General features: G+C 73.7%; 28 protein-coding genes and 1 pseudogene. 22 read left to right on the forward strand and 7 right to left on the reverse strand.

Features of this window, described 5'->3' with window-relative positions; all coding sequences use genetic code 11:
- The 7 genes from MCM47_RS20195 to MCM47_RS20225 form a co-directional block, all read left to right on the forward strand.
- Nucleotides 1-408 (forward strand): hypothetical protein (locus tag MCM47_RS20195; RefSeq protein ID WP_238863054.1); only part of this gene is annotated, 408 nt, incomplete at its 5' end.
- 252 nt (nt 409-660) lie between these two features.
- Nucleotides 661-1,695 carry an MBL fold metallo-hydrolase gene (locus tag MCM47_RS20200; RefSeq protein WP_238863055.1) on the forward strand — a complete coding sequence of 345 codons (1,035 nt, stop codon included), beginning with the start codon at nt 661-663 and terminating at the stop codon, nt 1,693-1,695.
- A 125-nt stretch (nt 1,696-1,820) separates the two neighbouring features.
- Complete coding sequence (locus MCM47_RS20205) at nt 1,821-3,845, forward strand: ATP-binding protein (protein ID WP_238863056.1); 2,025 nt, start codon at nt 1,821-1,823, stop codon at nt 3,843-3,845.
- Complete coding sequence (locus MCM47_RS20210; protein WP_238863057.1) at nt 3,842-4,273, forward strand: roadblock/LC7 domain-containing protein; 432 nt, start codon at nt 3,842-3,844, stop codon at nt 4,271-4,273. Before MCM47_RS20205 ends, MCM47_RS20210 begins: the two co-directional genes overlap by 4 nt.
- Nucleotides 4,270-4,632, forward strand: coding sequence for a DUF742 domain-containing protein (locus MCM47_RS20215; RefSeq protein ID WP_238863058.1), 363 nt, complete (start codon nt 4,270-4,272; stop codon nt 4,630-4,632). The genes MCM47_RS20210 and MCM47_RS20215 overlap by 4 nt, the downstream gene beginning before the upstream one ends.
- Nucleotides 4,610-5,257 (forward strand): ATP/GTP-binding protein, encoded by a 648-nt coding sequence (locus tag MCM47_RS20220; protein ID WP_238863059.1) that lies wholly within the window; start codon nt 4,610-4,612, stop codon nt 5,255-5,257. Before MCM47_RS20215 ends, MCM47_RS20220 begins: the two co-directional genes overlap by 23 nt.
- Nucleotides 5,254-6,522: a cytochrome P450 gene (locus tag MCM47_RS20225; RefSeq protein WP_374209177.1), complete on the forward strand. Its 1,269-nt coding sequence runs from the start codon at nt 5,254-5,256 to the stop codon at nt 6,520-6,522. Before MCM47_RS20220 ends, MCM47_RS20225 begins: the two co-directional genes overlap by 4 nt.
- Nucleotides 6,523-6,574: 52 nt before the next feature.
- On the opposite strand, the gene msrB is transcribed toward MCM47_RS20225, so the two are convergent.
- From msrB to MCM47_RS20245, 4 genes are all read right to left on the reverse strand, one after another.
- Nucleotides 6,575-6,985 carry a peptide-methionine (R)-S-oxide reductase MsrB gene (gene msrB / locus MCM47_RS20230; RefSeq protein WP_238863060.1) on the reverse strand — a complete coding sequence of 137 codons (411 nt, stop codon included), beginning with the start codon at nt 6,983-6,985 and terminating at the stop codon, nt 6,575-6,577.
- Nucleotides 6,986-7,006: 21 nt separating this feature from the next.
- Nucleotides 7,007-8,437: a UDP-N-acetylmuramate--L-alanine ligase gene (gene murC, locus MCM47_RS20235; RefSeq protein ID WP_255752587.1), complete on the reverse strand. Its 1,431-nt coding sequence runs from the start codon at nt 8,435-8,437 to the stop codon at nt 7,007-7,009.
- 149 nt (nt 8,438-8,586) lie between these two features.
- Nucleotides 8,587-9,048 (reverse strand): indole-3-glycerol phosphate synthase, encoded by a 462-nt coding sequence (locus MCM47_RS20240; protein ID WP_238863061.1) that lies wholly within the window; start codon nt 9,046-9,048, stop codon nt 8,587-8,589.
- A 142-nt stretch (nt 9,049-9,190) separates the two neighbouring features.
- Nucleotides 9,191-9,976, reverse strand: a complete 786-nt coding sequence (locus MCM47_RS20245; RefSeq protein ID WP_238863062.1) for a pyrimidine reductase family protein — start codon at nt 9,974-9,976, stop codon at nt 9,191-9,193.
- 75 nt (nt 9,977-10,051) lie between these two features.
- Here MCM47_RS20245 and zapE point away from each other — a divergent pair, with 75 nt between their 5' ends.
- From zapE to MCM47_RS20265, 4 genes are all read left to right on the forward strand, one after another.
- Nucleotides 10,052-11,137, forward strand: a complete 1,086-nt coding sequence (gene zapE / locus MCM47_RS20250; RefSeq protein WP_374209178.1) for a cell division protein ZapE — start codon at nt 10,052-10,054, stop codon at nt 11,135-11,137.
- Between the two features lie 88 nt (nt 11,138-11,225).
- Nucleotides 11,226-13,319 (forward strand): excinuclease ABC subunit UvrB, encoded by a 2,094-nt coding sequence (gene uvrB, locus MCM47_RS20255; RefSeq protein WP_238863063.1) that lies wholly within the window; start codon nt 11,226-11,228, stop codon nt 13,317-13,319.
- Between the two features lie 256 nt (nt 13,320-13,575).
- Entirely contained in the window at nt 13,576-14,157 is a 582-nt protein-coding gene (locus tag MCM47_RS20260) for a TerD family protein (RefSeq protein ID WP_238863064.1), read from the forward strand.
- A 240-nt stretch (nt 14,158-14,397) separates the two neighbouring features.
- Complete coding sequence (locus MCM47_RS20265) at nt 14,398-15,381, forward strand: TerC family protein (RefSeq protein ID WP_238863065.1); 984 nt, start codon at nt 14,398-14,400, stop codon at nt 15,379-15,381.
- Nucleotides 15,382-15,456: 75 nt separating this feature from the next.
- On the opposite strand, the pseudogene MCM47_RS20270 reads toward MCM47_RS20265, so the two are convergent.
- Nucleotides 15,457-15,642 (reverse strand): annotated as a pseudogene (locus MCM47_RS20270) (MBL fold metallo-hydrolase); the annotation flags it as partial.
- Between the two features lie 18 nt (nt 15,643-15,660).
- Here MCM47_RS20270 and MCM47_RS20275 point away from each other — a divergent pair.
- The gene (locus tag MCM47_RS20275; protein WP_238863066.1) at nt 15,661-17,175 is read left to right on the forward strand and encodes a recombinase family protein; all 1,515 of its coding nucleotides are present in this window, start codon (nt 15,661-15,663) and stop codon (nt 17,173-17,175) included.
- A gap of 94 nt (nt 17,176-17,269) precedes the next feature.
- Here the strand turns inward: MCM47_RS20275 and MCM47_RS20280 are convergent, their stop codons facing one another.
- On the reverse strand, nt 17,270-17,860 hold the full coding sequence (locus tag MCM47_RS20280; RefSeq protein ID WP_238863067.1) for a helix-turn-helix domain-containing protein: 591 nt from the start codon (nt 17,858-17,860) through the stop codon (nt 17,270-17,272).
- Nucleotides 17,861-18,006: 146 nt separating this feature from the next.
- On the opposite strand from MCM47_RS20280, the gene MCM47_RS20285 reads away from it, so the two are divergent.
- The 5 genes from MCM47_RS20285 to MCM47_RS20305 all read left to right on the forward strand — a co-directional run bounded on the left by MCM47_RS20285 (nt 18,007) and on the right by MCM47_RS20305 (nt 21,883).
- Nucleotides 18,007-18,216 (forward strand): hypothetical protein, encoded by a 210-nt coding sequence (locus MCM47_RS20285; protein ID WP_238863068.1) that lies wholly within the window; start codon nt 18,007-18,009, stop codon nt 18,214-18,216.
- Nucleotides 18,213-18,404 (forward strand): hypothetical protein, encoded by a 192-nt coding sequence (locus MCM47_RS20290; protein ID WP_238863069.1) that lies wholly within the window; start codon nt 18,213-18,215, stop codon nt 18,402-18,404. The genes MCM47_RS20285 and MCM47_RS20290 overlap by 4 nt, the downstream gene beginning before the upstream one ends.
- 262 nt (nt 18,405-18,666) lie before the next feature.
- The gene (locus MCM47_RS20295) at nt 18,667-20,124 is read left to right on the forward strand and encodes a helix-turn-helix domain-containing protein (protein ID WP_238863070.1); all 1,458 of its coding nucleotides are present in this window, start codon (nt 18,667-18,669) and stop codon (nt 20,122-20,124) included.
- 137 nt (nt 20,125-20,261) lie between these two features.
- A complete protein-coding gene (locus MCM47_RS20300; RefSeq protein WP_238863071.1) occupies nt 20,262-20,927 on the forward strand; it encodes a hypothetical protein in 666 nt (221 codons plus the stop codon).
- Nucleotides 20,924-21,883, forward strand: a complete 960-nt coding sequence (locus tag MCM47_RS20305; RefSeq protein ID WP_238863072.1) for a hypothetical protein — start codon at nt 20,924-20,926, stop codon at nt 21,881-21,883. The genes MCM47_RS20300 and MCM47_RS20305 overlap by 4 nt, the downstream gene beginning before the upstream one ends.
- Before the next feature lie 201 nt (nt 21,884-22,084).
- Here the strand turns inward: MCM47_RS20305 and MCM47_RS20310 are convergent, their stop codons facing one another.
- Nucleotides 22,085-23,953, reverse strand: a complete 1,869-nt coding sequence (locus MCM47_RS20310) for a hypothetical protein (protein WP_238863073.1) — start codon at nt 23,951-23,953, stop codon at nt 22,085-22,087.
- A 205-nt stretch (nt 23,954-24,158) separates the two neighbouring features.
- Between MCM47_RS20310 and MCM47_RS20315 the strand changes: the two genes are divergently transcribed.
- The 5 genes from MCM47_RS20315 to MCM47_RS20335 are packed head-to-tail and all read left to right on the forward strand — an operon-like array spanning nt 24,159 to nt 26,432.
- Nucleotides 24,159-24,359 carry a helix-turn-helix domain-containing protein gene (locus MCM47_RS20315; protein ID WP_238863074.1) on the forward strand — a complete coding sequence of 67 codons (201 nt, stop codon included), beginning with the start codon at nt 24,159-24,161 and terminating at the stop codon, nt 24,357-24,359.
- Nucleotides 24,356-24,745, forward strand: coding sequence for a hypothetical protein (locus tag MCM47_RS20320; protein ID WP_238863075.1), 390 nt, complete (start codon nt 24,356-24,358; stop codon nt 24,743-24,745). Before MCM47_RS20315 ends, MCM47_RS20320 begins: the two co-directional genes overlap by 4 nt.
- 9 nt (nt 24,746-24,754) lie before the next feature.
- Nucleotides 24,755-25,564 (forward strand): hypothetical protein, encoded by an 810-nt coding sequence (locus tag MCM47_RS20325; protein WP_238863076.1) that lies wholly within the window; start codon nt 24,755-24,757, stop codon nt 25,562-25,564.
- On the forward strand, nt 25,557-25,868 hold the full coding sequence (locus tag MCM47_RS20330) for a hypothetical protein (protein WP_238863077.1): 312 nt from the start codon (nt 25,557-25,559) through the stop codon (nt 25,866-25,868). The genes MCM47_RS20325 and MCM47_RS20330 overlap by 8 nt, the downstream gene beginning before the upstream one ends.
- Before the next feature lie 21 nt (nt 25,869-25,889).
- Nucleotides 25,890-26,432, forward strand: coding sequence for a hypothetical protein (locus MCM47_RS20335; RefSeq protein ID WP_238863078.1), 543 nt, complete (start codon nt 25,890-25,892; stop codon nt 26,430-26,432).
- Nucleotides 26,433-26,461: the final 29 nt, after the last annotated feature.

The raw sequence follows: 26,461 nt of genomic DNA on the forward strand, positions 1-26,461 counted from the left end.
ATGCCGACGTTCTCGATCGGCGGGCCGAGCGTCAACACGTACTCGGCGGGCGTCCTCGGCGCCGCCTTCCCGGACTTCCGTATGGACTACCCGGAGGCGGCGCGGGCCCGGTGGGGCGGGATGACCTTCGAGGCGCAGTACAACGCGGCCGACGAGCTGATCCGTGACCACGGCTTCGTCTTCGTGACCCGGACGCCCCGGCACGCGCCCTGCGTCGTGCTCTGCGGGGTCTTCGCCTTCGGCTCGGCGATGGCGGTGGAGGCGCTGGCGGCGGCGACCCGGAAGTCGCCGCTGGCGGCACTGTTCCGGTCGGGGGAGAAAGGATTCGCCGCGGTCGAGGGCCGGGTGATCGGCCTGGACACCGTGGACGTGACCGTCGAGGTCTGCCGGGTGCTGCCGGTGGTGTGAGGGCCGGGCCACCGCGTCCACCGGGCCACCGGGCACGGCGTCCACCGGGCCCCGGCGTTCGCGTCCACCGGGCCACCGGGCACGGCGTCCACCGGGCCCCGGCGTCCACCGCGCGGCCCCGGCCGATGGGGCAGAATGGTCCGGACCGTGATACGGACAATCCGGACGGGTCGGGCGAGTTCGGGGCGGGAAGTGGCTGGAATCGCAGGGGTTCCGCCTCACCACAGTCACATCATCGGCATAATCGCGCCCATGACGACCAGCCGCGCGAACGTGAGCGCGATCGCCGAAGACCTGTACGTGTGGCTTCCGCCGAAGCGGGGCTGGGGGCTGGCCAACTGCGGTCTGCTGGCCTCGCCGAGGACCGCGCTCTGGATCGACACCCCCTACGACCCCTCCCTCGCCGCGGAGTTCCTCGCCGAGAGCCGCAAGCGGCTGCCCGAGGGCGTCGACGTCGACCGCGTGGTCGTCACCCACGCCAACGGCGACCACCTGTGGGGCGCCGGCGTGCTCCCCGACGCCGAGGTGATCGCCACTCATGAGGCGCTGGAGCACATCCACTACGAGCCGGCCCCGAAGCAGCAGCACGCGCTGGTCGCCGGCGGTGACCCCGACTCTCCGCTCGGCGGCTACCTGCAACGGCATTTCGGACAGTTCGACTGGTCGCAGACCGAGCCGGTGCACCCGCAGACCGTCTTCCGCGGCGAGCTGGAACTGCGGGTGGGGGAGTACCCCGTGCAGATCACCGGTCTGCCCGCCGCGCACACCGGCGGCGACCTGATGGTCCACCTGCCGTACCAGCGCACCGTGTTCACCGGTGACGTGGTCTTCGGCTCGACGCCCGAGCAGCCCGGTGACCACCCCTCGCACTGGTCCGGCCCGCTGGAGAACATCATCGGCGCCTGCGAGCAGGCCCTGGCCACCGGCGCGGAGATCTTCGTCCCCGGCCACGGCCCGGTGCTCGACCGCTCCGGCGTCCAGGCGCACATCGCCTACCTCGCCCACGTCCGCGAGCGCGCGCACGCACTCCACGCCGAGGGCACGCCCGCGCTGGACGCCGCCCGACGGATCATCGCCGAGCAGCGCTACCCCGAACTGGGCCTGCCCGAGCGGCTGGTGCTCACCGTGTCCGCCGAGTACCGGCACCTGGACGGCAGCGCCGCGCCGAACGTGCTGGAGGCGATGACCCAGGTGGCGCTGGTGGCCCGCGAGATCGAGGCGTCGGCGGGACAGACCGGCGCCACCGCGGGACCGCGTTCCGCGCACGCCGCCGCCACCCCTGCCTGATCGGGCTGCGGCCGGTCGGGCCGCGGCCCGACCGGCCGGGCAGTCGCCCGAAGGCCCGCCCCGCGCCACCGGTGCGGCCCCGCTCCACCTCCAGCCCCTTCGACCGAGGACCTCCGAGGACTTCGATGACGCAGATCGCGCTGCTCGCCCTGGCCGTGACGGCGGTCGCCGCGCTCGCGGCGGCCGGTCTCCTCGCCCGCGGACGGTCCCGTGCCCTCGCCCGTGCCGGCGCGGCCGAGACGGCCGCCGCCCACGGCGAGGAACGCGCCCGCGCCGCCGACGCCCGGCTGGCCCGGGGCGAGCAACAGCTCCGCGACGCGCAGGCGGTCACCCGCCGGGTCACCGAGGAGACCAAGCGGGCCGAGACCCGTGCGCTGGCCGCCGAGGGCCGGGTCCGCGAGGCGGACCAGCGCACCGCGGCGGCGGAGCACCGGGCCGCCGAGGCCGAACTGCACGCCCGCGCCGCCGAGGACCGCACCGCCGAGGCCGTGCGCCTGCGCGCGGCCGCCGAGGAGCGCACCGCGGCGCTGCTGGCCGAGATCGGCCACCTGGCCGAGGAACGGGTGGCCACCGCCGCGCTGCGGCTCAGCCACCCCAACGCCCCCGCCGCCGGGCCGCTGGACGCCGAGGCGGTCGGCCCGGAGGCGGTCCGGCTGCTGCAGGCCGTGCTGGACGCCTCGGCCGCCGCGGTGACCGAGGAGCGCGAGCGGGTCGACGCCGCCGCCCGGGCCGCGATGCGCGGTGCCACCTCCAAGATCCAGACCCTGCTCTACCAGATCCAGAGCCTCGTCCAGCAGCTCCAGAACGACAACGACGATCCGCGGCTGCTGGAGGTCGACTTCCGCAACGAGGTCGCGCTGCGCCGGATCCAGACCATCGCCGTGCTCTGCGAGGCCTGGCCGGGCCTGGCCCGGACCGACTCGCCGCTGGCCGAGGTGGTGGTCGGCGCGCTCTCCCGGGTGCCCGGCTACGCCCGCGTCAAGGTGGCCAACCACCTGCGGGAGAACCGGCTGGCCGTGGTGGCCCGCGCCGCCGAGCCGCTCGCCATCACCATCGCCGAGCTGCTCGCCAACGCCACCTCGTACTCGCACCCGGAGACGGACGTGCCGGTCACCGTCCAGCAGGGCGGCCGCGGGGCGCTGGTGATCGTCGACGACAGCGGGATCGGGATGGAGGAGGACCAGCTGGGCCGGGCCCGCCGCCTGTTGGCCGGCCCGTCCGAGGTGCTGCTGACCGAGCTGGGCAACCCTCCGAAGACCGGCTTCGCGGTGGTCGGCAAGCTCGCCCGGCAGTACGGCTTCGCCTGCCACATCGAGCCCTCGCCGTACGGCGGCATGCGGACCATCGTGCGGATCCCGGCCGCGCTGCTGACCGTGGTCGACGGTGCGCAGCCGCTCTCGGTGCTCACCCCGCTTCCGCTGCGGGCCGGCTCCGGCCCGGCCCCCACCGTGCAGGCGCTGCCCGCGCGGCGGGGCCGGTCGGACGAGCCCGGCGGGCAGGAGGGGCCGGACCGGGAGCAGGCGCCGGCCATGCACGTCGTGCCGCCGGTGCACGCCGTGGCGGACGACGGCAGCGGACTGCCCAGCCGGCGCCGGCGGCAGCCGCTCGCCCACCGTCCGCAGCCCGCCGACGGCGCGGCCGCGGCGGACTCGGCGACGGGGTCTGTGCCGCGGGTTCCGGCGGCCGACGACCCGGCGGAGGCGGACGCGCGGACGCCCGAGCAGGCGGCCGCCCGCTGGCAGGCGCTGCAACAGGGCACCGGCTCCGGCCGGGCCGCCGTCGCCGCGGCCGCAGCCGCCGACGAGGCGGCAGCCCTCGGTGGGGCCACTGCCGACCCCGTCCCCGCTGCCCTCCCCGTGGCCGACCCGGCCCCCGTCCCGACGGTCGTCCCCGCGACCGACCCCCTCCCCGCTGCCGACCCGGCTCCCGTGGCCGGCACCGCCCCCGCGACCGACCCGGCCCCCGTGGCCGGCACCGCCCCCGCACCGACCACCACGCAGCCCCTCACTGCGAGGACCAGCACCGACGCCCGGGCCGCCGACCACGGCGACCCCGACGGCGGCGGGGCCGACCACACCGGCCCCGCCGCCGCCCGTACGGGCCGGACCGGCCACCGTCCCGCCCCGTCCCCCGAAGGAGCCGAGCAGTGAGCAGCACCACCAGCCCCACCGCCACCGACGAGATCTCGTGGGTGCTGACCCCGCTGCTGGAGCTGCCGGGCGTCCTGCACGCGGTCATCGCCACCGGTGACGGTCTGGTCGAGGGCGCCTCCGACGGCCTCGGCCGCGCCTCCGCCGAGCGGGTCGCCGCGATGACGGCCACCCTGCACGCCGCCTCCCGGGCGTTCACCACCTCGTTCACCGACGTCGAACAGCCGCGGCTGGCCCAGACCGTGGTCGAGTCCGACCTGGGCTTCGCCATCGTCGTGCCGGCCGGCGAGAACACCTCGCTGGCGGTGTTCACCACCCCGGAGGCCCAGCTCGGCAACGTGGCGTACCAGATGCAGGTCCAGGTGGCCGCTCTCGGCCGTGCCCTGGCGAGCCCGGCCAGGCGGCAGGACGCGACAGCGCGGTCATGACCGCCGTCCCCCGCAGGCGGATGGTCCCCGCCTACCTGGCCACCGGCGGCCGGTCCCGGCCGGGCACCGCCGGTTTCGAGCGGCTCACCGTGCTGTGCGCGACGGGCACCGCGCCGTCGCCGGAGTCGCCGGAGCTGGAGGCCGAGCACCAGCGGCTGTGGGAGCTGCTGAGGCCCGGCGCACTGACCGTGGTGGAGGCCGCCGCGCACCTGCGGCTCCCGGTCAGTGCCACCGTCTTCCTCGCGGCCGATCTGGTCGAGGCGGGCTGCCTGCGCGCCCGCGCCCCGATCCCCCGTGCCCAGCAGACCGACCGCACCATCGTCGAGAGGCTCCTCGTTGGACTCCGCGCACTCCGGTAGCCCGGCCGACCGCACCGGTCGGGCGAGCCGCGTGGGCTACCTGCCCGACCGGGACCAGACCCTGATGAAGCTGGTCGTCGCCGGCCCGTTCGGCGTCGGCAAGACGACGCTGATCCGCACCCTGTCGGAGATCGCGACCCTCCACACCGAGGAGGCGATGACCGAGACCGGGGCGCCCGTAGACGACGCCGCGCTGCTGCCCGGCAAGCGCACCACCACGGTCGCGGTCGACTTCGGCCGTCTCACCCTGCCCGGTCAGGTGGTGCTGTACCTGTTCGGCACACCCGGACAGCGCCGGTTCTTCCCGCTCTGGCGGGACATCGCCCGGGGCGCCGTGGGCGCGCTGGTGCTGGCCGACACCCGCCGGCTGGCGGACTCCTTCGAGATCATGGACATGGTCGAGGAGCAGGGCCTGCCCTACGCGGTGGCCGTCAACGGCTTCCCCGACGCGCCGGTGCACTCCGTCGACGTGCTCCGGGCCCACCTGGACCTGCCCCCCGCCACTCCGCTGGTGCTCTGCGACGCCCGTGAGCGCCGTTCCAGCCTCGACGCGCTGATCGCGCTCGCCGAGCACGTCCTGCACGGCCTGCCCCCAGCCCCCGATCCCGCCCCGGAGGGGCCGTGACCGACACCCGCACCGCCACCGACGCCCCGGCCCCGGGCGCCACCGACGCCCCGGCCCCGGGCTCCGCCGCCCCCGCGACGGCCGAGCGGCCGACCCCGATCTACGGCCCGGCGTTCGCCGCCGACCCGCAGCTCGTCTACGACCGGCTGCGCCGGCACGGCGCCGTCGCCCCGGTGGAGATCGCCCCCGGCGTCGAGGCCCTGCTGGTCACCGACTACCAGGCGGCCCTGGACCTGCTGCGCGACACCGACACCTTCTCGAAGGACTCCCGGGCCTGGCAGCAGACCGTCCCGCCGACCTCCCCGCTGCTGCCGATGCTCGGCTACCGCCCCACCGCCCTGTTCAGCGACGGCGAGGTGCACGCCCGCTACCGCCGGGTGATCACCGACGGGCTCGCCCTGCTCGAACCGCACCTGCTCCAGCGCCGGGTGGCCGAGGTCGCCCACCGCCTGATCGGCGCCTTCGAGGCGGTCGGCACCGCCGACCTGATCGCCGAGTACGCCCGGCAGCTGCCGGTGTCCGTCCTCACCACCTGGTTCGGCGTGCCCGAGGAGCACAGCGCACGGCTGGTGGCCGGCATCGCCGGGATGATCGAGTCCACCGAGAAGGCCGTGGCCGCCTACGGGGACCTCGTCGCGGTGGTCACCGACATGGTCGCCGAGCGGCGCGAGCGCCCCCGGCACGACCTGACCTCGTGGTTCGTCACCCACCCCGCGGGGCTGGACAACGACGAGGTGATCCGGCAGATCACCCTCACGATGATCGCCGGGCACGAGCCGACCACCAACCTGATCGGCAACGCCCTGCTGCGCCTGCTCACCGACGCCCGCTACGCCGGCTCGCTGATCGGCGGCGCGATGACCGCCTACCAGGCGATCGACGAGGTGCTCTGGCACGAGCCGCCGATGGCCAACCTCTCGGCGCACTACCCGCGGTACGACATCACCTTCCACGGCCGGGAGATCGCGGCCGGCTCGCTGGTGCTGGTCTCCTACGCGGCCGCCAACTCCCAGGCCGCGCCGCCCGCGGAGGGCAGCGGGCTGCGCAGCGGCGAGTCCGCGCACCTGGCCTGGGCGGCAGGCCCGCACGCCTGCCCGGCCCGCGACCCCGCGCTGCTGATCGCGATCACCGCGATCGAGCAGCTCACCAGCCGGCTGAGCGACCTGGAACTGGCCACCCCCGCCGCGGAACTCCTCTGGCGCCCGGGCCCGTTCCACCGCGCCCTGGTCCACCTCCCGGTCCGCTTCCACCCGGTCTCCGGATAGCACGCGGGCCCGGGAGCCGGGGGTCGGCTCCCGGGCCCGCGGCCCCGCTTCGTCAGCCCTCGTCGGCCGGCTTCAGCGTCAGCGAGATGCTGTTGATGCAGTACCGCTGGTCGGTGGGCGTGCCGTAGCCCTCGCCCTCGAAGACGTGCCCGAGGTGCCCGCCGCAGCGGGCGCAGCGGACCTCGACCCGGCGCATGCCGAGGGAAGTGTCCTCGATGTACTGGACGCGGTCCTCGGCCAGCGGCGCGAAGTAGGACGGCCAGCCGCAGTGGCTGTCGAACTTGGTCTCCGAGCTGAACAGCTCGGCGCCGCAGGCCCGGCAGGCGTAGACGCCGACCGTCTTGGTGTCCGTGTACTCACCGGTGAAGGGGCGTTCGGTGCCCGCCTCGCGGAGGACGTGGTACTCCTCCGGCGTGAGCTGGGCGCGCCACTCGGCGTCGGACTTCTCGATCTCGTAGCTCATCACGGCTCCCGTCGGGCGGAATCAGACGTTGGTGGCAACGCTGTTGAGGTGCCGGAGGCCCCTCCCCAATTCTTCCAGGACGGCCGGCCCGAGGTTGGTGACGTCGCCGGCGCCCATGGTGAGCAGCAGGTCGCCCGGGCGGGCCAGGCCGGCCAGCAGCGCGGGGGCGGCGTCGAAGGCGTGCTCGGCGGTGACGTCGGCGCCGGCCCGGCGGGCCGCGTCGATGATCAGCTCGCTGGTGACGCCCGGGATCGGGTCCTCGCGGGCCGGGTAGATGTCGAGCACCACCGAGGCGTCGGCGAGGGCGAGTGCCCGGCCCATCTCCTCGGCGAGCTGCTGGGTGCGGCTGAACAGGTGCGGCTGGAAGACCACCAGCACCCGGCCGGACCCCTCCAGGCCCTCGCGGATCGCCTCCAGGTCGGCGGTCATCTCGGTCGGGTGGTGGGCGTAGGAGTCGATCACCTGGACGCCGCCGGCCTCGCCCTTGAGCTGGAGCCGGCGCCGCACGCCGGTGTAGGAGCCGAGCGCCTTGGCCAGGTCGGCGGCCGGGACGCCGAGGGCCGCGCCGGCGGCCAGCGCGGCGACCGCGTTGTGGGCGTAGTGGCGGCCGGGCACCGAGACGGTGAAGGTCAGCTCCTCGCCGTCCAGCAGGACGGCGACCTCGCTGGTCATGCCACGCGCGGTGACCGACAGGACGCGGACGTCGGCGTCCTCGGCGGCGCCGACGGTGACCACGTTCAGGCCCTCGCGGCCGGCCACCCGGGAGGTCAGCTCGCGGGCGCCGTCGTGGTCGGCGGAGACGACCAGGGTGCCGCCGGGGGTGATCCGGCCGACGAAGGTCTCGAAGGACTCGTAGATGTCGTCGATCGAGGCGTAGTTGGCGTGGTGGTCCAGCTCCACGTTGAGCACGATCGCCACCTCGGGCGCGTACTTGTGGAAGCTGCGGTCGCTCTCGTCGGCCTCGGCGACGAAGATCTCGCCGGTGCCGTGGTGGGCGTTGGAGCCGGGGGCGTCGAGGTCGCCGCCGATCGCGTACGAGGGGTCGAGGCCCAGCTCGCCGAGGGCGACGGCGAGCATGCTGGTGGTGGTCGTCTTGCCGTGGGTGCCGGCCACCGCCAGCGCCCGGCGGCCGCCCATCAGCGCGGCCAGTGCGTCGGAGCGGTGGACGACCGGGATGCCGCGCTCGCGGGCGGCGGCCAGCTCCGGGTTGTCCGCGCGGATCGCGCTGGAGACGACGACGCTGCTGACGCCGTCCGGGACGTGCTCGGCGGCGTGGCCGATGTGCACGCTGGCGCCGAGCGCGCGCAGCGCGAGGACGGTCTCGGACTCCTTGGAGTCGCTGCCGGAGACGCTGGCGCCGCGCACCGCGAGGATCTTCGCCAGGCCGGACATCCCGGCGCCGCCGATGCCGATGAAGTGCGGGGCGTGCAGGTCGTGCGCGGCGTCGTTCAAGGCGGGGCTCCGTACGGGCGATGGGCCCCTCCCGCCCGTACGGCGGGCAAGGAGGGAAGGACAGGTGTGCGGCCGGGTCCGCGAGCCGATGTGCGAATCGTCCTCGCGGGCGGACCGCAAGGACGATTCTGCACCACGTGAGCGTCCGGTCAGGAGTCGCTGGCGAACAGCCGCAGGACCGGGACGCCCACCTTGTGCCGGGCCTGGGAGGCCCAGTCGCGGTGGAAGAACTCCTCCACGAAGTGCGGCGAGGTGAGCACGACGACCTCGTCGGCCCGGTGCTCCTCGACCACCGACCGCAGCCGGTCCAGCGGCTTGTCCTCGACCAGCTCGCCGACCGCCTCGGCCCCGGCGGCCCGCAGGTGGCGCAGGCTGTGCGCCAGCGACTCGTCGCCCACCGTCGGCCCGCTCTCGGACTCGTCGTGCTCGTGCACCACCTTGTCCAGGTGGCCGAGGGCGACGTCGTCCAGTGCCCGCAGCAGCTCGTCCTGCTTGCCGCGCGGCTGCATCAGGACGACGAAGGACACCTTCTCGTCGCCGTGGAGCGTGGTGACCAGCTCCACGTCCGCGTCGGAGAGCGCCTTCTCGATCATCAGTACCGTCTTGAACACGTGAGTCCCTTCCAGTGGCCGGCCCCCGGGCCCCGGCATCGCATCCCATACTGCCCGGCGGAAGCTTTCCGCACGCTGCTCGCGGGCCACCTGGGCCGCGCGGGCGGGCCGGCCCCGGAGGGAGCGCGGCCGCGTCCGGCGCTCAGGGGGCCGAAGAGGCGGACTGCGGGTGAAGACGCAGGTAGCGGGTGAAGAGGAATCCTTTCTGCTCGATCAATGAGACCAGCCGCATCCGCTGCACGTCAGGCATTTGCGCATCGCGGATGATCCGCGGCGCGTCGCCGGCGGTGACCAGCGGCGCGACCGACAGGCACAGTTCGTCCAGCAGCCCCGCCGCGGCCAGCTGGCCGAGCAGTCGCGGGCCGCCCTCGGTCAGCAGCCGCGTCCAGCCCCGGTCCGCCAGTGCCGCCACCGCCGCCGTCAGGTCCACCGAACCCCGGCCGGCGACGATCACGTCGGCCACCGCGGCGACCTCGGCGAGGCGCGCGGCGGGCGCGTCCTCGACGGTGATCACCACCGTCCGGACCAGCGGCCCGGTGAACAGCGGCGCCGCCAGGTCCAGCCCCAGCGAGCGGCTGACCACCGCGATCACCGGCGCGGGGGCCTGGCCGGCCGCGCGGCGCGCCGCGGCGAACTCGGCGCGCGCCCGCCCGGGCCGGTAGCCCTCGGCGCGGACTGTCTCGGCGCCGACCAGCACCACGTCGGACAGCGCCCGCAGCACCCCGAAGATCCGCTTGTCGGCGTCCCCGGAGAGCCCCTCCGAGAGCCCGTCCAGCTTCGCCGCCCCGTCCAGGCCGGCCACCATGTTGGCGCGCAGCCACGGCCGGCCCCGATTCACCTGGTCGGGGTACGCGTAGACGGCGGCCAGCGACTCCAGCGAGGCGGGATCGGCGAACGGCTCGGCCAGCGGGCTGATCAACTGATGCATGCCACCAGTCTTCCACCGGCCCCCGCCGGCGGCCCCGGCCAGGCCGGTGCGCGACCAGGCGTACCCTCTACTACCGTGCCCGCAGCAGCCCCACACCCCGACGCCGCGACCGAGTCCATAGCGACCGCCGCCCCGTCCGCCGCGCCCACCGCCCTCACCGACCGGCGCCCCGTCGTCCCCGCCGAGCGCCTGGTGGCCGAGATGGTCCCGCCGCCGCGCTTCTCCGACGTGAGCTTCGGGACGTACCTCCCGGACCCGGGCCAGCCCAGCCAGTACGAGGCCGTGCAGGTCCTGGAGCAGTTCGCCGGCGGTCTCAACGCGGGGAACGGTTCCGCGCCCAGGCGCAGCTGGTTCCGCCGCAGCGCCCCCGAGCCCACCGGCCCGGCCGGCGTGTACCTCGACGGCGGCTACGGCGTGGGCAAGACCCACCTGCTCGCCTCGCTCTGGCACGCCGCCCCCGGTCCCAAGGCCTTCGGCACCTTCGTCGAGCTCACCAACCTGGTCGGCGCGCTGGGCTTCCAGCAGGCGGTGACCACCCTCTCCGGGCACAAGCTGCTCTGCATCGACGAGTTCGAGCTGGACGACCCGGGCGACACCGTGCTGGTCTCCACCCTGCTCGGCCGGCTGGTCGACAACGGCGTGAAGCTCTGCGCCACCTCCAACACCTTGCCCGAGAAGCTCGGCGAGGGCCGGTTCGCCGCCGCCGACTTCCTGCGCGAGATCCAGGGCCTGTCCGCGCACTTCCGCCCGATGCGGATCGACGGGCAGGACTACCGCCACCGCGGCCTGCCGGACGCCCCGCCGCCGTACACCGACGCCCGCGTCGAGGCCGTCGCCGCCGAAACCCCGGGCGCCTCGCTGGACGACTTCGGCGCGCTGCTCGACCACCTGTCCGCCGTCCACCCCAGCCGCTACGGCGCGCTGCTGGACGACGTGACCGCGGTCTGCCTGCGCGGCGTGCGCCGGGTCGACGACCAGTCCACCGCGCTGCGCCTGGTCGTCCTCGCCGACCGGATGTACGACCGCGAGCTGCCGATCACCGCCTCCGGCGTTCCCTTCGACCAGGTGTTCCCGGAGGAGATGCTGCGGGGCGGCTACCGGAAGAAGTACCTGCGGGCGATCTCCCGCCTGGTCGCCCTGGCCCGGGACAGCGCCCGGTAGGGCCCCGCGGGGCCCCGGACGGGCGCCGGCCGGGGCCGGGGCCGCGGAGCGGGCCGTCTTTGTCGGTGGTGGGTCGTACGGTGGACACGTGCGACCCATCACGAGCATTGAGCGGTCAGTGGCGCCCTTCGAGGTCGTCAGTCCCTACCAGCCCAACGGCGACCAGCCCGCGGCCATCGCCGAGCTGGAGCGCCGGATCCGCGCGGGGGAGAAGGACGTCGTCCTGCTCGGCGCCACCGGTACCGGCAAGTCGGCCACCACGGCCTGGATGATCGAGCGGCTGCAGCGCCCCACCCTGGTGATGGCGCCGAACAAGACGCTGGCCGCCCAGCTGGCCAACGAGTTCCGCGAGCTGCTGCCGAACAACGCCGTCGAGTACTTCGTCTCGTACTACGACTACTACCAGCCCGAGGCGTACGTCCCGCAGACGGACACCTACATCGAGAAGGACTCCTCGATCAACGAGGAGGTCGAGCGGCTGCGCCACTCCGCCACCAACTCGCTGCTCACCCGCCGGGACGTGGTCGTGGTCGCCTCCGTCTCCTGCATCTACGGCCTCGGCACCCCGCAGGAGTACGTCGACCGGATGGTGCAGCTGAGGGTCGGCGACGAGATCGACCGCGACGTGCTGCTGCGCCGCTTCGTCGACATCCAGTACACCCGCAACGACCTCGCCTTCACCCGCGGCACCTTCCGCGTCCGCGGCGACACCGTCGAGATCTTCCCGGTGTACGAGGAGCTCGCCGTCCGGATCGAGATGTTCGGCGACGAGATCGAGGCGCTGTACACGCTGCACCCGCTCACCGGCGAGATCATCAGCCAGGACGCCGCCGTCTACGTCTTCCCCGCCTCGCACTACGTGGCCGGTCCGGAGCGGATGGAGCGCGCCGTCAACGGCATCGAGCAGGAGCTGGAGCAGACGCTCGCCAGGCTGGAGAAGCAGGGCAAGCTGCTGGAGGCCCAGCGGCTGCGGATGCGCACCACGTACGACATCGAGATGCTCCGCCAGATCGGCACCTGCTCCGGCGTCGAGAACTACTCGATGCACTTCGACGGCCGCGAGCCCGGCTCCCCGCCGAACACCCTCCTCGACTACTTCCCGGAGGACTTCCTCCTGGTGATCGACGAGTCGCACGTCACCGTCCCGCAGATCGGCGCGATGTACGAGGGCGACGCCTCGCGCAAGCGCACCCTGGTCGAGCACGGCTTCCGGCTGCCCTCCGCGATGGACAACCGCCCGCTGAAGTGGGAGGAGTTCCTGGAGCGGACCGACCAGACCGTCTACCTGTCGGCCACCCCCGGCCCGTACGAGCTGTCCCGCGGCGACGGCCAGGTCGAGCAGATCATCCGCCCGACCGGCCTGATCGACCCCGAGGTGATCGTCAAGCCCACCGAGGGCCAGATCGACGACCTGGTGCACGAGGTGCGCAAGCGGGTGGAGCGGGACGAGCGCGTCCTGGTCACCACCCTCACCAAGAAGATGGCCGAGGACCTCACCGACTACATGCTCGGCCTGGACATCCGGGTCCGCTACCTGCACAGCGACGTCGACACGCTGCGCCGGGTCGAGCTGCTGCGCGAGCTGCGCGCGGGCAAGTACGACGTGCTGGTCGGCATCAACCTGCTCCGTGAGGGCCTCGACCTGCCCGAGGTCTCCCTGGTGGCGATCCTGGACGCGGACAAGGAGGGCTTCCTGCGCTCCGGGACCTCGCTGATCCAGACCATCGGCCGCGCCGCCCGCAACGTCTCCGGCCAGGTCCACATGTACGCGGACCGGATCACCCCCTCGATGGAGAAGGCGATCGAGGAGACCAACCGCCGCCGGGCCGTGCAGCAGGCCTACAACAAGGAGCACGGGATCGATCCGCAGCCGCTGCGGAAGAAGATCGGCGACATCCTGGACACCCTCGCCCGCGAGGACGTGGACACCGACGAGCTGCTCTCCACCGGGTACCGGGGTGCGGCGGCCAAGGGCAAGGCCCCGGTGCCGGCGCTGGGCGCGGACCGCAAGCCGGCCAAGTCGATGCCGGCCGCGGAACTGGCCGAGCTGATCCAGTCGATGACCGACCGGATGCACGCCGCCGCGACGGACCTCCAGTTCGAGGTCGCGGCCCGGCTGCGGGACGAGGTCAAGGAGCTGAAGAAGGAGCTGCGGCAGATGCGCGAGGCCGGGATCGCGTAGGGCCCGCCCGGCAGTGCGCACCCCGCCGGGTTTGGCCGGTTCCGGCACCGGTCAAGCCCGGCGGTGTCTCAGGCTCGCCACAAACGGGTAGGCGGCGGGCGAAGCGCCGGTCCGCAGGCCCTAGGCTTTCCTGCGGTGCCGCCTCCGGGACGGGGCGGGAGCACCAGGGGGCCTCAGCCGGGGGACGGCAACGGGGTGTTCCACCGTGGAGCCTGCGCGGCGAACCGCCGCGCGGCTGGGCAGAGAGGACGACGCCGTGTCGGTGAACCTTGCCAAGGGGCAGCAGGTCAGCCTGCAGAAGGGGACGGGCGAGTCGCTGACGGTCGTCCGGATGGGGCTGGGCTGGAAGGCGGCGCCCAAGCGGGGCCTGTTCGGCAGCCGGACCCGGCAGATCGACCTGGACGCCTCGGCGCTGCTCTACGCCGAGCAGACCCCGTCCGACGTGGTCTTCTTCCAACACCTGGAGAGCAACGACGGCTCGGTCAGGCACACGGGGGACAACCTGGTCGGCGGCACCGGCGCGGGCGGCGACGACGAGTCGATCCTGGTCGACCTGGTGCACGTGCCGGCGCACATCACCCAGGTGGTGTTCACGGTGAGCTCCTACACCGGGCAGACCTTCGCCGAGGTCCAGAACGCCTACTGCCGGCTGGTGGACGAGTCCACCGGGCTGGAGCTCGCCCGCTACGAGCTGGCCGGCGGCGGGCCGCACACCGGGCAGATCATGGCCAAGGTCTTCCGCGAGCCGTCCGGCGGCTGGGGGATGCAGGCGATCGGCGCGCCCGCGCGCGGCCGGACCTTCCAGGACCTGCTGCCGGCCATCGAGCCGTTCCTCTAGCTAGGCGGCCGCCGCCCCGTCACCCAAGGGTTCTTTACCTTCTTTACCTTCCCTTGGAGTTCCTGTTACCCTCGATGGCAGCGGAGGGGAGTATTCCCTGCAGCAGTCCCGTCATCACGGGCGCCCTGGAAGCGGCGTCCCGGGGCGCTGGTCCGAGCGCTCGCGGTCGCGAGCCCCACGGGCGGAAGAGACCTCCGGCAGTGACGATGACCGTCTCGCCTACCTGCCGGAGGAGCAGTAGTGGACGTTTCCGTAAGCATGTGGGTCGGCACGATCGGTGTGCTGCTGGCGCTGATCGTGGCCGACTTCTTCATCGGCGGCCGCAAGCCGCACGAGGTCTCGATCAGGGAAGCGGGAATCTGGACCACGGTCTGGATCGTGCTCGCCGCGGTCTTCGGCGGGTTCCTCTGGTGGCATTCCGGTTCGCAGCCGGCCGGTGAGTTCTTCGCCGGCTACATCACCGAGAAGTCGCTCAGTGTCGACAACCTCTTCGTGTTCATCCTGATCATGGGCAAGTTCGCGGTGCCGAGGATCTACCAGCAGCGCGTGCTGATGTTCGGCGTGATCATCGCGCTGGTGCTCCGCGCGGTCTTCATCGCCGGCGGCGCCGCCCTGGTGGCCCAGTTCTCGTGGGTGTTCTTCCTCTTCGGCGGCTTCCTGGTCTGGACGGCGTGGAAGCTGATCAAGGAGGCCCGGACCGAGGAGGAGGACGAGGAGTTCGAGGAGAACCGCCTGCTCAAGTCGATCGAGCGGCGCTTCCCGTCCACCGACAGGTACCACGGCACCAAGCTGTTCGTCCGGGAGAACGGCCGCCGGCTGATGACGCCGATGCTGATCGTCATGCTGGCGATCGGCACCACCGACGTGCTGTTCGCGCTGGACTCGATCCCCGCGATCTTCGGCCTGACCCAGGACCCGTACGTCGTCTTCACCGCCAACGCCTTCGCCCTGATGGGTCTGCGCCAGCTGTACTTCCTGATCGGCGGGCTGCTGAAGAAGCTGGTCCACCTCTCGTACGGCCTGTCGGTGATCCTCGGCTTCATCGGGGTGAAGCTGGTGCTGCACGCGCTGCACGAGCAGGGGGTGCACGTGCCGGAGATCGGCATCCCGTTCTCGCTGGGCTTCATCGTGGTGGTGCTCGCCGTCACCACCGTGACCAGTCTGACGGCCGCGCGGAAGCAGGAGCGGGAGGCGGTCGCGCAGGCGGAGAAGGTCGACGCCTGATCCCCCGGCCGGTTCGTCGAACGGCGGTGGCCCCCGCGACCGGAGACGGTCGCGGGGGCCACCGCGCGTTCCGGGCTACCAGCCGCGCTCGCGCCACTCCTGGAGGTGCGGGCGCTCGGCGCCGAGCGTGGTGTCGTTGCCGTGCCCGGGGTAGACCCAGGCCTCGTCCGGCAGGACGTCGAAGATCTTCTCGTTGACGTCCTTGTACAGGCTCTCGAAGGCCGCCGCGTCGCCCCAGGTGTTGCCCACCCCGCCGGGGAATCCGTAGGGTTCTCACTCGTGAACACTCTGACCCTGGCGATCCGCACCATCGCCTTCCTGTACGCGCGGATCTCCCTTGACCCGCGGGACCGCAGGCGAGGCGTCAACCGGCAGATGAGCGACCTACGGACGTTCACCCAGGAGAACGCCTGGGAGGTCGGCGGGGAGTACATCGAGAACGACGTCTCCGCTCATACGGGTGAAGAGCGCCCCGAGTACGACCGGCTGATGGCGGACGCCATCGAGGCCGCGCGCCAGCCTGGCGTCCGGGTCATCATCGTCGGCTACCACCCGTCCCGCGTCTGGCGGCGCCCTGTCGAGCGGGCCCAGGCGATCGAGGACCTGCGGCAGGCCAAGTGCTGGGTAGCGTTCGAGTCCGGCGGCCTGTTCAACATGACGAAGGCGTCCGACCGGTCGCAGCTGCGGAGCCTTGGCGAGTCCGACACGGCGGAGTCCGAGGTGAAGTCTGAGCGGGTGGCCCGGGCCGCCCTGGAGCGCGCCCAGGAGGGCCGCGCGAACGGCCCGGTGTCGTACGGGTGGCGCCGCCAGTACGAGTACGACGACCGCGGCCAGGTCTGCGGCTTCCACGACGTCGAGGACCGCGAACAGGCCGCCATCGTCCGCGAGGTCGTCACCCGCCTGCTGTCCGGGGCCAGCCTCCTCGGGATCACAGCTGACCTGAACGCGCGCGGGGTGCCGGCGCCCGGTGCCGGGATGCAGCTCAAGCGGCGCGCCGTGGGCCAGAACGCGGACGGCTCGCTGTGGAACAAAACCTCCGTCAAGAAGCTCGCGCTGCGGCCGGCGAACGTCGGTATCCGTGTGCACCAGGGCGTCGAGTACAAGGCGGAGTGGCCGGCGCTCATCACGGACGAGCAGTACGCGCAGTTGAAGAACCTGTTCGCGGAGCGGACCGTGGTGCGGGAGCTGCCGGGCGCGCGGAAGCACCTGCTGACGTGGGGCGAGGTCGCCACGTGCGGGCCGTGCGGGTCGGTGTTCCGGGTCGCTTCACGAGGCAACTCCAAGCACGGGACGAAGAAGCCGACTTACGTCTGTGACGCGAACGGCTGTGTCGGCCGGAATGAGGAAGCCCTCGACAGGTACGTCGGCAAGGTGGTGGTGAAGCTGCTGTCGAAGCCGGAGGCGGCCGACGTCTTCCGTGGTGACGACTCGGCCGCGCTGGCCGCCTTGGAGCGGGCGGAAGGGCTGAAAGCGCGCCAGGAAGCGGCGGCTGAGGACTACGCCAACGGGGACATCACCCGGGAGCAACTGCGGCGCATCACGGCGAATCTGGCGCAGCAGATCACCGAGGCGCAGAACGAGGCGCGCAGGCTGCGGCCGGCCTTCGACCTCAACGCGTTCGACGGCCTCGTGGGGCCGGGGGCGGAAGCGGCCTGGAAGGCGCTCCTGGTGCCGCAGAAGCGGCGCGTGCTGGACGGCCTCGGGCTGCGGTTGAAGGTGCACCCGGTGGCGCGGCGCGGCCCGGGATTCGACGAGTCCACCATCGCGCTCGGGTGGAGGCAGGCGGCCGAGTAAGGGTCTGGGCGGGCGTAGGTGCGGAGTGGCCCTCGGGGTGTCCTGGAGGCCACTCCGTCATTCCGGTGGGAAGCGAGGAGTTGGGCGGCTGCGCTCAGTCGTCGTGGTTGCCGTGCTCGTCGAACTCGACCGGCTCACCGGAGCCGACTTCGTACAGGCGGCCGTCCTTGTCACGCCGGTAGTACCCGTGGCCTCCGGAGTCCTCGAAGTGGAGGGCCCGGCTGGCCGGTGACCGGTCGTAGCGCCGGATGCCGAGGGGGCGGGCGTAGCGCTGGAAGTCGGCGCTCGCGGTCCCGTCGTCACCTTCGGGGACGGTGAGGGGACGGCGCCCCTCGGCCCAGGCCCACACGAACGTCGCGTCGACCGTGCCCGCGCCAGTCAGGCTGATGCTCCCTGTTCCCGTATGGGGGAGTAGCAGGGCGTTGGGGTTGACGCCCAACGCCGCGGCAAGGGCGGTGAGGTCATCGACGTCGATGCGCCGGACGTTCGTCGGCGGCTCGGCGCCGGGCTCGGGGGTGCGCCCGTTCTCGATCTTGTTGATGGCGTCGGCGCTGAGGTTGTGGCCGCGCCGCTTGAGGTCGGCCGAGAGTGCGCGGAGGCTCAGCCCCCGCGCCTCGCGTAGCCGGCGGATGTTGTCCGCGACGGCCCGGGAAGTGGGGCCGAGGTCCATGGGTCCTGTCGCCATAACCGCGACACTATCTGTCGAGATTTCCGAGACGCGCGCCTCTGTTCTTGCGACGGACGAAGATCGGCGGTAGCGTCTCCGATGTTCCGACAGTTACCGACCTTACGCCGGTTGCTGTCTTGATTACGTCGACAGGAACCTCGGAAATGACGCAGCTTCCCACGCCCGACGAACTCCGGGCCGGCGACTGGATGACGCCGCGCCAGGTGGCGGAGGCCACGCACTACGCCCCGCAGACGCTCGCCAACAATCGGTCGCTCGGCATCGGCCTGCCCTACATCAAGCTCCCGACCGGCCGGATCTGGTACCGGCGCGCGGACGTCGAGGCCCTGATCGGCCGGATGGTCGCCGCGTGAACGTCGACCCGCACGGCTGGTGCACGCCCGCCCCCGGACAGGGCGTCGACGCCTTCCTCGACGAGTTCGTCGCCTCCCGGGCCCCGCTCACCGGGGCGGAGATCACCGGGCTGCGAGCCATCTTCCGGCCGGCCCTGGCCGAGGTCGCGCAGCGCGCGGCCTGCGGGGCGGACGCCGATGCTGCCTGACCGCCTCCAGACATGCGAAAGGCCCGGCTCCCTCTCACAGTCGCCGGGCCTCTCTCAGCACTCCGCAGGGAGCACCGTTCGTGCGTAACACCGTAGCGGGCCCCCCGGCCCGCGCCAACTACCGGGCTGGTTTTGGGCCGCCGGGACGCCACGCCCGGCCTCGTGCCGCCAGCACGCCGGGCGTTCTCTACCCGGAGGCCATGGTGCCCTACCCGCCCGCCCGCCGCGCCGCAGCCGGCCTTGTCCACGCCGGGGGTGCCCGGTGAGCGTCTTCTACCCCCGCGTCACCCGTCGCGGCGCGGCCCTGGACTGGGTGAAGTTCGACGCCGAGCTCGCCCGCGACGGCAGCGTGGACACCGTCGACAAGGCCCTGTACGCCGCCATCGGGTCATTCGTCGACGCGGACACCCGGGAGTCGCCGGAGACGGTCGAGCTCGACCCGAACAACATCCCGCCGTGGGTGCCGACCCGTAAGCGCCTGGCCGAGTGCATCGGCAAGTCCGTGGACACCGTCGACCGGTCCACGAAGCGCCTGGAGGTGCGCGGGCTGCTCCGGGTCCACCGGCAGCCCGACCCGAACAACCCGCGCCGGATGCTCCCCAGTGAGTACGAGCTGCTGGACCACCACATCTGGGACGAGCGCGCGGCGCAGCGCGCGGCGGACCGGGCCGCCAGGAGGACCGGCGGGAGCCAGGACGGCAGCTCAGAGGGTGGCCGCACCGGTGCGGCCACCCCTGGCCGCATGGATGCGGCTACCCCTGGCCGCACCGGTGCGGCGGTAAAGGATCTAGGAGAAGTAGTTGAAGAAGAGGGGGAAGAAGAAGCGCCTTCGGCGCGCAGTGCCGGTGACGTCCGTAGGACTGGTGCAGGTAGTAGCGCGCGCACGGGCGCGAACAGCGGCTCCGCCGCGGCGGACAAGACCGGAGCGCTGACGGGGGAGAGCAACACGGCGGGCGTGCCAGGCCAACGGGCGGCCGACAAGCCGAAGCTGACGCGGGAGGAGGCCGCGGCCGTCCGCGCGGTTGAGGCACTGCTCCCCGCGGCTCTGGTGGCCAAGCTGCCGCACGGGCACATTCCGACGGTGAACCGGACGTCGGTCCTCGACGCCCTGGAGTCCCGGAGCTTGGAGCAGTTGGCGGCGCGGATCACCCGGCGCTGGGAGCTCGGCGGCCTGGAGCGCGACCACCTCGACGGCCTCCTCCGGTCCCCGGTCGGCGCCGCCCTGGCGCTGATCGCCCCCACCCCGTACTGCCCCGACCTCGGCTGCGAGGACGGCGCGCTGATCGGCAAGGGCGGCGCCCGGACGAACGAGGACTGCCTCCTCTGCCTCCAGCGCAAGGCTGACCGCCGCCGCGACCGCCTCGCCGGCCGCCCCGTCCCCACCGGGAAGCCCGGGAAGGGCGGCACCCCGGCCCCGGAGTGCCTGGACTGCCAGCGCCCGTTCTACGGCCGCGTCCCGGAGGACCAGGTGTGCGGTGCCTGCAAGGCGGAGGCCGCCGACTCGTGCGCCGCCCTCACCGCCCAGTGGGCGGCCGAGGAGGAGCCGCCGGAGGAGGAGCCCGTCCCCGAGGAGGACCAGGTCGAGGAGGAGGCGGTGGAGGCCGCCGGGGCGCAGCGCCCCGAGGTCGACGAGGAGACCGCCCGCCTCCACGCCCAGATCCTCGCCGAGAACCCGTGGATGGCCCGGTACCAGCAGCAGCCAGCCACCGCCCCGTTCTAGGGCCACCAGGTCGTCCGGGCGCCGCCATAGCACCCGGACGACCCGCGGGGCCCGTTGAGGCCGCCCCGCCTTCGGGCGGCCAACAGCAGCCACCTGCCGACCCCGGCAGGTCAGAACACACCCAAGGAGCCGACACCATGACCAAGCCCCCCACCGACTACGGACCGCGCCAGCTCGGCGACCGGCTCGACCTGCCCGAGTGGCAGCTGCTCCGCGCGCTGCGCCTGGAGCTGATCCCCGCCGTCGACGCCGGAGGCCGCTGGCCGGCCGCCGTCGTCAACGACGCCGTCGAGCGCCTGGACGCGATCCGCGCGGCAGTCGGCACCCTCCCCGACATCGGCGCGACCCGCGCCGAGGAACACCTCGCCGCCCGGTTCCGCCTCGACGTCGCGCCCGGCACCGCGGCCGAGCTGTCCCGGCGCGGACACCTCCCGCTCCGAGGGCACTACAAGGGCTACCCGCTGTACTGCGGGCTTGCCCTGGAGGGCCCCGGCCTCGACCGCCGCAAGGTTCAGCGGGCCTCGGCCGCCGGCCACCTCCACATGCGCGACCGTGCCGCCGAAATCCTCGAGGTCCGCGCCGCCGACTTCGACCACCTGGTGCGCGCCGGCCTGCTCGCCCCGACCGAGACGGTCCGCTCCAGCTACCACCGGCGCACCCTCGTCCCGCTCTACCGCCGCGGCGACCTCGACAGCCTGCTGCGGTCGTCCCGGATCGACTGGGACGCGGTCCGGGCGACGCCGCCGGGACGGCCGTCCCCGCTCGCCCAACTCCCCACCCGCGCCGCCAACACCTCCGCATGACCAGCCCCGACCACATCACCGAGGAGCCCGAGATGACCGACCGCTACGCCGAGTGGACCGCCCTGGAGGTCCGCCGCCCCGACGACGTCCCCGCCTCGACGCCGCTGTCCTGGCTGACCGAGAAGCACGGCGTGCACGCCGAGAGGATGGCGAACCGGGCGCTCCCCGCCGACTTCCCCTATGAGGTCGAGCGCGGCGACGCCGGCGACGCCCTGGCCGTGCTGGCGCTGGGTGAGGCCACCGCCCGAGCCGCCGTCCAGTTCCGGGCGCTCAAGATCCGCGACGCGCTGACCGCCGGGGCGTCCTGGACCGAGGTCGCCGCCGCCCTGGACGTCGAGCCCGCCGAGGCCCGTGCCCTGCTGCGCACCTGGGCGGACGGGCAGCGGGACCTGTGGGTCCGCTTCGAGGCCGAGGGGTGCCGGCCTTTCGGGCTCGACGCCGAGGAGTACGCCGCGGTGCTCGCCCTGTGCGCCACCGAGGAGGCCGCGCCGGTTGCCCCGAAGGACGACCCGTCGCTACCGCCGCAGCTCCGGGAAGCGCTGGCCATCATGGGCAAGCGCGGGCCGGTGGTGGAACTGACCGCCGTTCCCGGCGCCGTGGCGGCCGGGGCCGCGCAGGAGTGGACCGTGCAGCCGGAGACGCGGGAGTACGTGGCCGAGCTGTACGGACGGGACTCGCACGACGGACACACGGGCTGGGAGTGCGACGGGGGCGCGCCGCTGATCGCGGAGGCGATGACCCCCGGGCCCGGGAAGCTGGGCACCCTGCACGCGGTGATCTACGTCTGCCCGTGGCACTGGAACGAGGCGAAGGAGCGGATCACCCTCGGCGGATACGAAGCGGTGCTGACGGAGGCGCCGGAGGCGCACCGGCGGTCCCCGTGGCCGTGCGGGCACATCACCTCGTACCGGTCCGGGGCCCTGGCTGTTCTGACGGAGGCCGCCTCGAAGGGCTGACGGGCTGCCAGCAGGGCGTAGAGGCAAGGGAGGGCCCGCACGGCCGGGGAAGGTCGTGCGGGCCCTCTGCTGCGCCCTGGCGGGTGCTGGCGGTAGCGTGCGGCACGCTGGTCCTGCTCATGGGTCCATAGAGCCTGACGGCCCGACCGGGGAATCGGTCGGGCCGTCTGCGTGTGCGGGCTCAAGGAAGCTGGCCCCAGCTCAAGGCCCGGCGGGCCCCGGGGTGATCACCCCGGCCTGGGCCTGAGCCGCGCGCTCGGCCGCCCGGGTCTGGTAGGCGGCGGCGAGCGGGTTGTCCTGCTCGCCCTGCGCGGGCTCGACGTAGTGCTCCTGGACGGTCGTGCTGCCGGCCTTCCACCGGCCCTGGCCGGTCGGGTCCTCCCCGGCGTCGGCCATGAACTGGGCCGGGCCGCGGCGCAGGCCGTGAGCGGTCAGGTCGGCGAGCACCAGGCGGTGCGGGTCGGTCGGGGTGAGGAGGGCGAGCGCGGCGGCGGCGTGCCGCTTCACGATCTCACCGACCGAGTCCGGGCTGATCCGGCCCCGGACGCCGGCGGCGGGCATCGTCCCGTACCGGGTGATCCGCCGGAACAACGGCCCGGTGGTGTGGCCGTGACGGCGTAGCTCCTCCAGCCAGGCAGAGACCCGGGCGACCGGGCACACCGCCGGGTCGTCGGGGACGGCCGGGACGAACGTGCTCTTGCCCTTGCCCTCCTGGTCCGTCTTGGAGCGGCCGACGCGCACCCGCACCCCAGTGGGCTTCACCTGGATGTGCGAGATCAGCAGCCCGGACAGCTCGGAGCGGCGGGAGAGCATCCCCCAGCCGAGGGTGAGCAGCGCGGCGTCCCGAAGGCCGGCGGTGCGCCGGTAGCCGGTCTCCGCGTCGCAGGAGGCCACCAGGAGCGCCAGCACCTCGGGGGAGACACCCGGCGCCTTCTTCGGCTCGACGCCCTCCTCCTGGCGGCGGCGGGCGTGCCCGCGCAGCGCCTCGGAGGCCGCCTTGATGCCGGGCTGCTGGCCGTCCTGGTGGTTGGTGCGGATCGCCGACATGTGGACCCGGATCGAGGCCGGCGCCATGTCCCGGCCGATCAGCACGCCCACGTACTCGGTGAACGTCGCGGTGGTGCACGGCCACGGCACCCGCCCCTCTGCCCGGCACCAGGTCTCGAACTGCTGGCGGGCGGACCGGTAGGCGCGGGAGGTGTTCGCCGGGGCGGCGGAGTCGATCAGGTCGGCCGTCGACTGGCTGATCCGGAAGTCCGCTTCCGTGTAGACCGGGGCGTCGGCGGTCGTCGGGACGGCCTGCCCGGGGCGCAGCATCGTGTGCCGGTCGACCAGCGGGCGGGCGTCGGGGTCGGGGGAGCGGTGGCCGGTGCGGGCCGGGAGGAGCGCCGGGTCGAAGAACGGTTCCGGGTGGCGGCCGGGGTCGGCGGGCTCGGGGAACAGCGCGTCGTCGGCGTCGACGAGCTCGGCGTCGACCGGGCCCTCCTCGACGTCCTCCGGCTCCGCCGCGACGGGCAGCAGCTCGGCGACGACCGGCGCGGCGGAGGCCGGCATCTCCTCGGCGCGCAGCGGCTCGACGACGACCAGGTCCTCCTCCACCTCCAGGCCCCGGCGGCGGGCCGCCCGGTTCTTCGCCTCCTGGAGGGTGCCGCGCAGCCGTACGGCGTGCTGGCCCTCGACGGCGCGCAGCCTCTCCCGCGCTGCGCTGTCGGTGATGGCCGGGCCGTCGTGGACGAGGCCGCACCCGTCGCATCCGGCGGTGGCGGCCGAGGGCGGGCACGGGCTGACGTGGGCGCAGCGGGAGCACGTGATGGTGCTGGTGGCCGGGACGACGTCCGCGCCAGTCACGGTGTGCAGGTGTCCGCAAGGCTCGCACCGGACGTAAGCGTCCCCGCCGGTCCAGGCGTCGTCATCGACGCTGACGGCCGGATAGTCGGCGGACGAGGGGCGGGCGGTCAGCCGACAGGACGGGCAGCCGAAGTACAGCAGCATCGGCCGGGGGAGTCCGGTGCCCTCCGGCACCGCGGGCAGATCGGCGCCGGCGACCTCGACGGCGGTGGAGTCGAGCACGGGTGACGCTCCCTCAAGCTAGGTGGCGATAACAGGAATTATACGGACCTAGACGGGAGCGGAAGGGGACATCCGGTCACATGAGGGGGCGCACGGGAGCACGCCGAGCACGGAGGACGGCGGATGGGCTATGGTCCCCCGCCGCTCCCGTATGTCCCGGTGTGTCACCTAATGGCGCCGGGCGGGCCGACCAGCAGGAGACCGCATGCCCGATGACGCCCCGGAGTGGCTGACCCGCGCTCAGTTCGCCGCGCTCCTCCAGGTCCACCCGAAGACGGTGTCCCGGTGGATCGCCTCGGACCCGACCATGCGCATTCAGCGCCTCGGCCCGGCCGGACACCGCGTCCGCATCCACCGATCCGAACTCGACCGAGGCCGGCCGCGTGCCGACGCTGCCGCATCATGACCCCCGAGCGGGCTGCCGCCCCGCCGTCCTCCGGTGCGGTCGTCGACCTGTGGCGCGCCCTCACCGCCGGCCACTGGCGCCGGGACATGCCGCCCGCTCTACGCCTCGGCCGGGCCCGGTTGGCGCTGCACGCCCTCGCGGACCTCGCCGACGCCTCCGGCTGGATACCGGCCGAGGACGACGTCGGCGACGACCTGGCCGTCCGCGTCGCCCGCCGCTGTGCCCTACGACCGGAGGCCGCCGCCCGGCTCCTCGCCGCGTTCACCGCGGCCGGCGTGCTGGTCCACCGCGGCGGCGGCATCGCGCTGACGACCGCCGTCGCACCGGACTGGACAGCCGCGCTGGCCGCCCTCGACACCGTCCCGGTACCCCGCTCCGCTCCCTAGGAGGCACCCGTGCACCCGTACCTCGCCGAGGCCCGCGCCTACGCCGCCCGGCACCCGGAGGACACCAGCCACGCACTGCTCCTCGCCCGGCTCGACCCCGCGTGGAAGCCGCCCGCAGTCACCGCGGCCGCCGCTCCGCCGGTGAACCGGCCGCCGCTCGACCTGCGCGCGGCACGGGAGGCGATGCGGGCGCAGCAGGCCGCGACTGCCCGCCGCCCGGCAGCCGCCTCCGCCGCGCCTCACCGGCCGGCGCCCGCTGCGCCCCCGGCCAAGTCCCGGACGGTCGCCCCGCCCCGGGCCGCAGCAGCGGTCACCTTGGCCCGGGTGCCGATGCCGGAGCCGGGGCCGTGTGCGCTGCGCTTCGTCGCCTCGGCGGCGGAGGGCGGCGGCTGGCGCTGGGTCGACACCGGAAGCCAGACGAAGTGGTCCCGGCTGGCCGCGGGCCTGGTGTCCGCCGGTCCGCTCCAGTGCCTCCGGCTGCGCCGCGGCCGGGTCCTGCGCCCCCAGCACGCCGGGGAGACCCACATCCGGCGCGACCCCGGCGGCGCCCTCTGGGCGGACGTCGTGATCGCCGATGACCTGCGAGACGGCGCTGACCGCGTGATCCGGCACGAGCTCGGCCACGTCGCGGACGAGGTGGCCCGCCTGGCCGCGCACCCCACCGTGGACGCCTGGCGGGCCGAGTTCTCCCGGCCTGGCCGCACGGCCGCCGCCGAGCGCTTCGCCCGGCTCGCGGAGGACCTGATCGAGCCGGAGACCACCGCCGCCGCGCTGCTCGCCAGGGCCCGCGAGGAGCAGCGGAGGGAACGCCGTGGATGAGCGGATCACCGTCGTCTACCTCGGCCGGGCCATCCGGACGCACGCCGTGCAGGTGGCCGAGGAGGCCCGGGCCTCCGGGGGCTGCGGCCACGTCGGCGCGGTGTACGCCTCCGCCGCCGCCCCGGACTCCGGGGCCTGGTGCGTCGGCTGCGGTCACCGCCCGCTGGCCGACCTCCTCCTGACGCCCTGGTGCCTTCTGCCCGGGTGCGACGACATGGCCCGTCCCGGCATCACCCAGGCCCGCGCAGACGGCCTGGAGGTCCTGGTCCGCGCCTGCACAAGCTGCCTGACCCGCAATGAGTGACCACCACCGAGAGGAACCCCGATGACGTCCACCACCCCCGCCGCACCCGCCCTGACCCCGCTCCAGCGCTACCAGGCGATGAGCACCGGCGACCTCCTGGCCGAGCTGATCGACACGGCCCGTACCGCGCTGACCAGCGGCCAGTACTCCGACGTGATCGCCCCCGCCGCGACCGTCCTCCAGCACCGCGCCGGCCGAACCACCTCCATCGGCGGCCGGGACACGCGCGACGCCGCGGAGGTCCTGGCCGAGCAGGTGGACGGCGCCGGGGGCTACCTGTCCATCTCGACCGACACCGTCCGGCGGGCCCTCGGCACCCGCCGACTCTCCGCCCTCCACCGCCGCAACGTCGACCCCGAGGGCGACCACCGAGTCCCGACCCACGAGGAATCCCTGACGGACGTCGGGCTCCGGGTCTACCCGGGCCCCGCTCTGCCCGCCGGCATGCTCCGCGTCGTGCTGTACCTCGACGGACAGTCCGTCGGTGCGCTGCTCTCCGCGCTGACCGCCGGGGAGGACGTCGAGGACCTGGCCGCCGAGCTGCTGGCCACCACCCGCCGCTGACTGAGCCCGCCCCGCTGCGCCCCGCCGGC

It is taken from the genome of Kitasatospora sp. A2-31, assembly GCF_022288725.1.
Lineage (GTDB): Bacteria > Actinomycetota > Actinomycetes > Streptomycetales > Streptomycetaceae > Kitasatospora.

Coding starts and splice junctions, on each gene's coding strand:
- MCM47_RS20320 (WP_238863075.1), top strand. CDS start 24,356: ATGACCCCCGAGCGGGCTGCCGCCCCGCCGTCCTCCGGTGCGGTCGTC.
- msrB (WP_238863060.1), bottom strand. CDS start 6,985: ATGAGCTACGAGATCGAGAAGTCCGACGCCGAGTGGCGCGCCCAGCTC.
- MCM47_RS20205 (WP_238863056.1), top strand. CDS start 1,821: ATGACGCAGATCGCGCTGCTCGCCCTGGCCGTGACGGCGGTCGCCGCG.
- MCM47_RS20245 (WP_238863062.1), bottom strand. CDS start 9,976: ATGCATCAGTTGATCAGCCCGCTGGCCGAGCCGTTCGCCGATCCCGCC.
- MCM47_RS20305 (WP_238863072.1), top strand. CDS start 20,924: ATGACCAGCCCCGACCACATCACCGAGGAGCCCGAGATGACCGACCGC.
- MCM47_RS20315 (WP_238863074.1), top strand. CDS start 24,159: ATGCCCGATGACGCCCCGGAGTGGCTGACCCGCGCTCAGTTCGCCGCG.
- MCM47_RS20215 (WP_238863058.1), top strand. CDS start 4,270: ATGACCGCCGTCCCCCGCAGGCGGATGGTCCCCGCCTACCTGGCCACC.
- MCM47_RS20285 (WP_238863068.1), top strand. CDS start 18,007: ATGACGCAGCTTCCCACGCCCGACGAACTCCGGGCCGGCGACTGGATG.
- MCM47_RS20200 (WP_238863055.1), top strand. CDS start 661: ATGACGACCAGCCGCGCGAACGTGAGCGCGATCGCCGAAGACCTGTAC.
- MCM47_RS20300 (WP_238863071.1), top strand. CDS start 20,262: ATGACCAAGCCCCCCACCGACTACGGACCGCGCCAGCTCGGCGACCGG.
- MCM47_RS20280 (WP_238863067.1), bottom strand. CDS start 17,860: ATGGCGACAGGACCCATGGACCTCGGCCCCACTTCCCGGGCCGTCGCG.
- MCM47_RS20335 (WP_238863078.1), top strand. CDS start 25,890: ATGACGTCCACCACCCCCGCCGCACCCGCCCTGACCCCGCTCCAGCGC.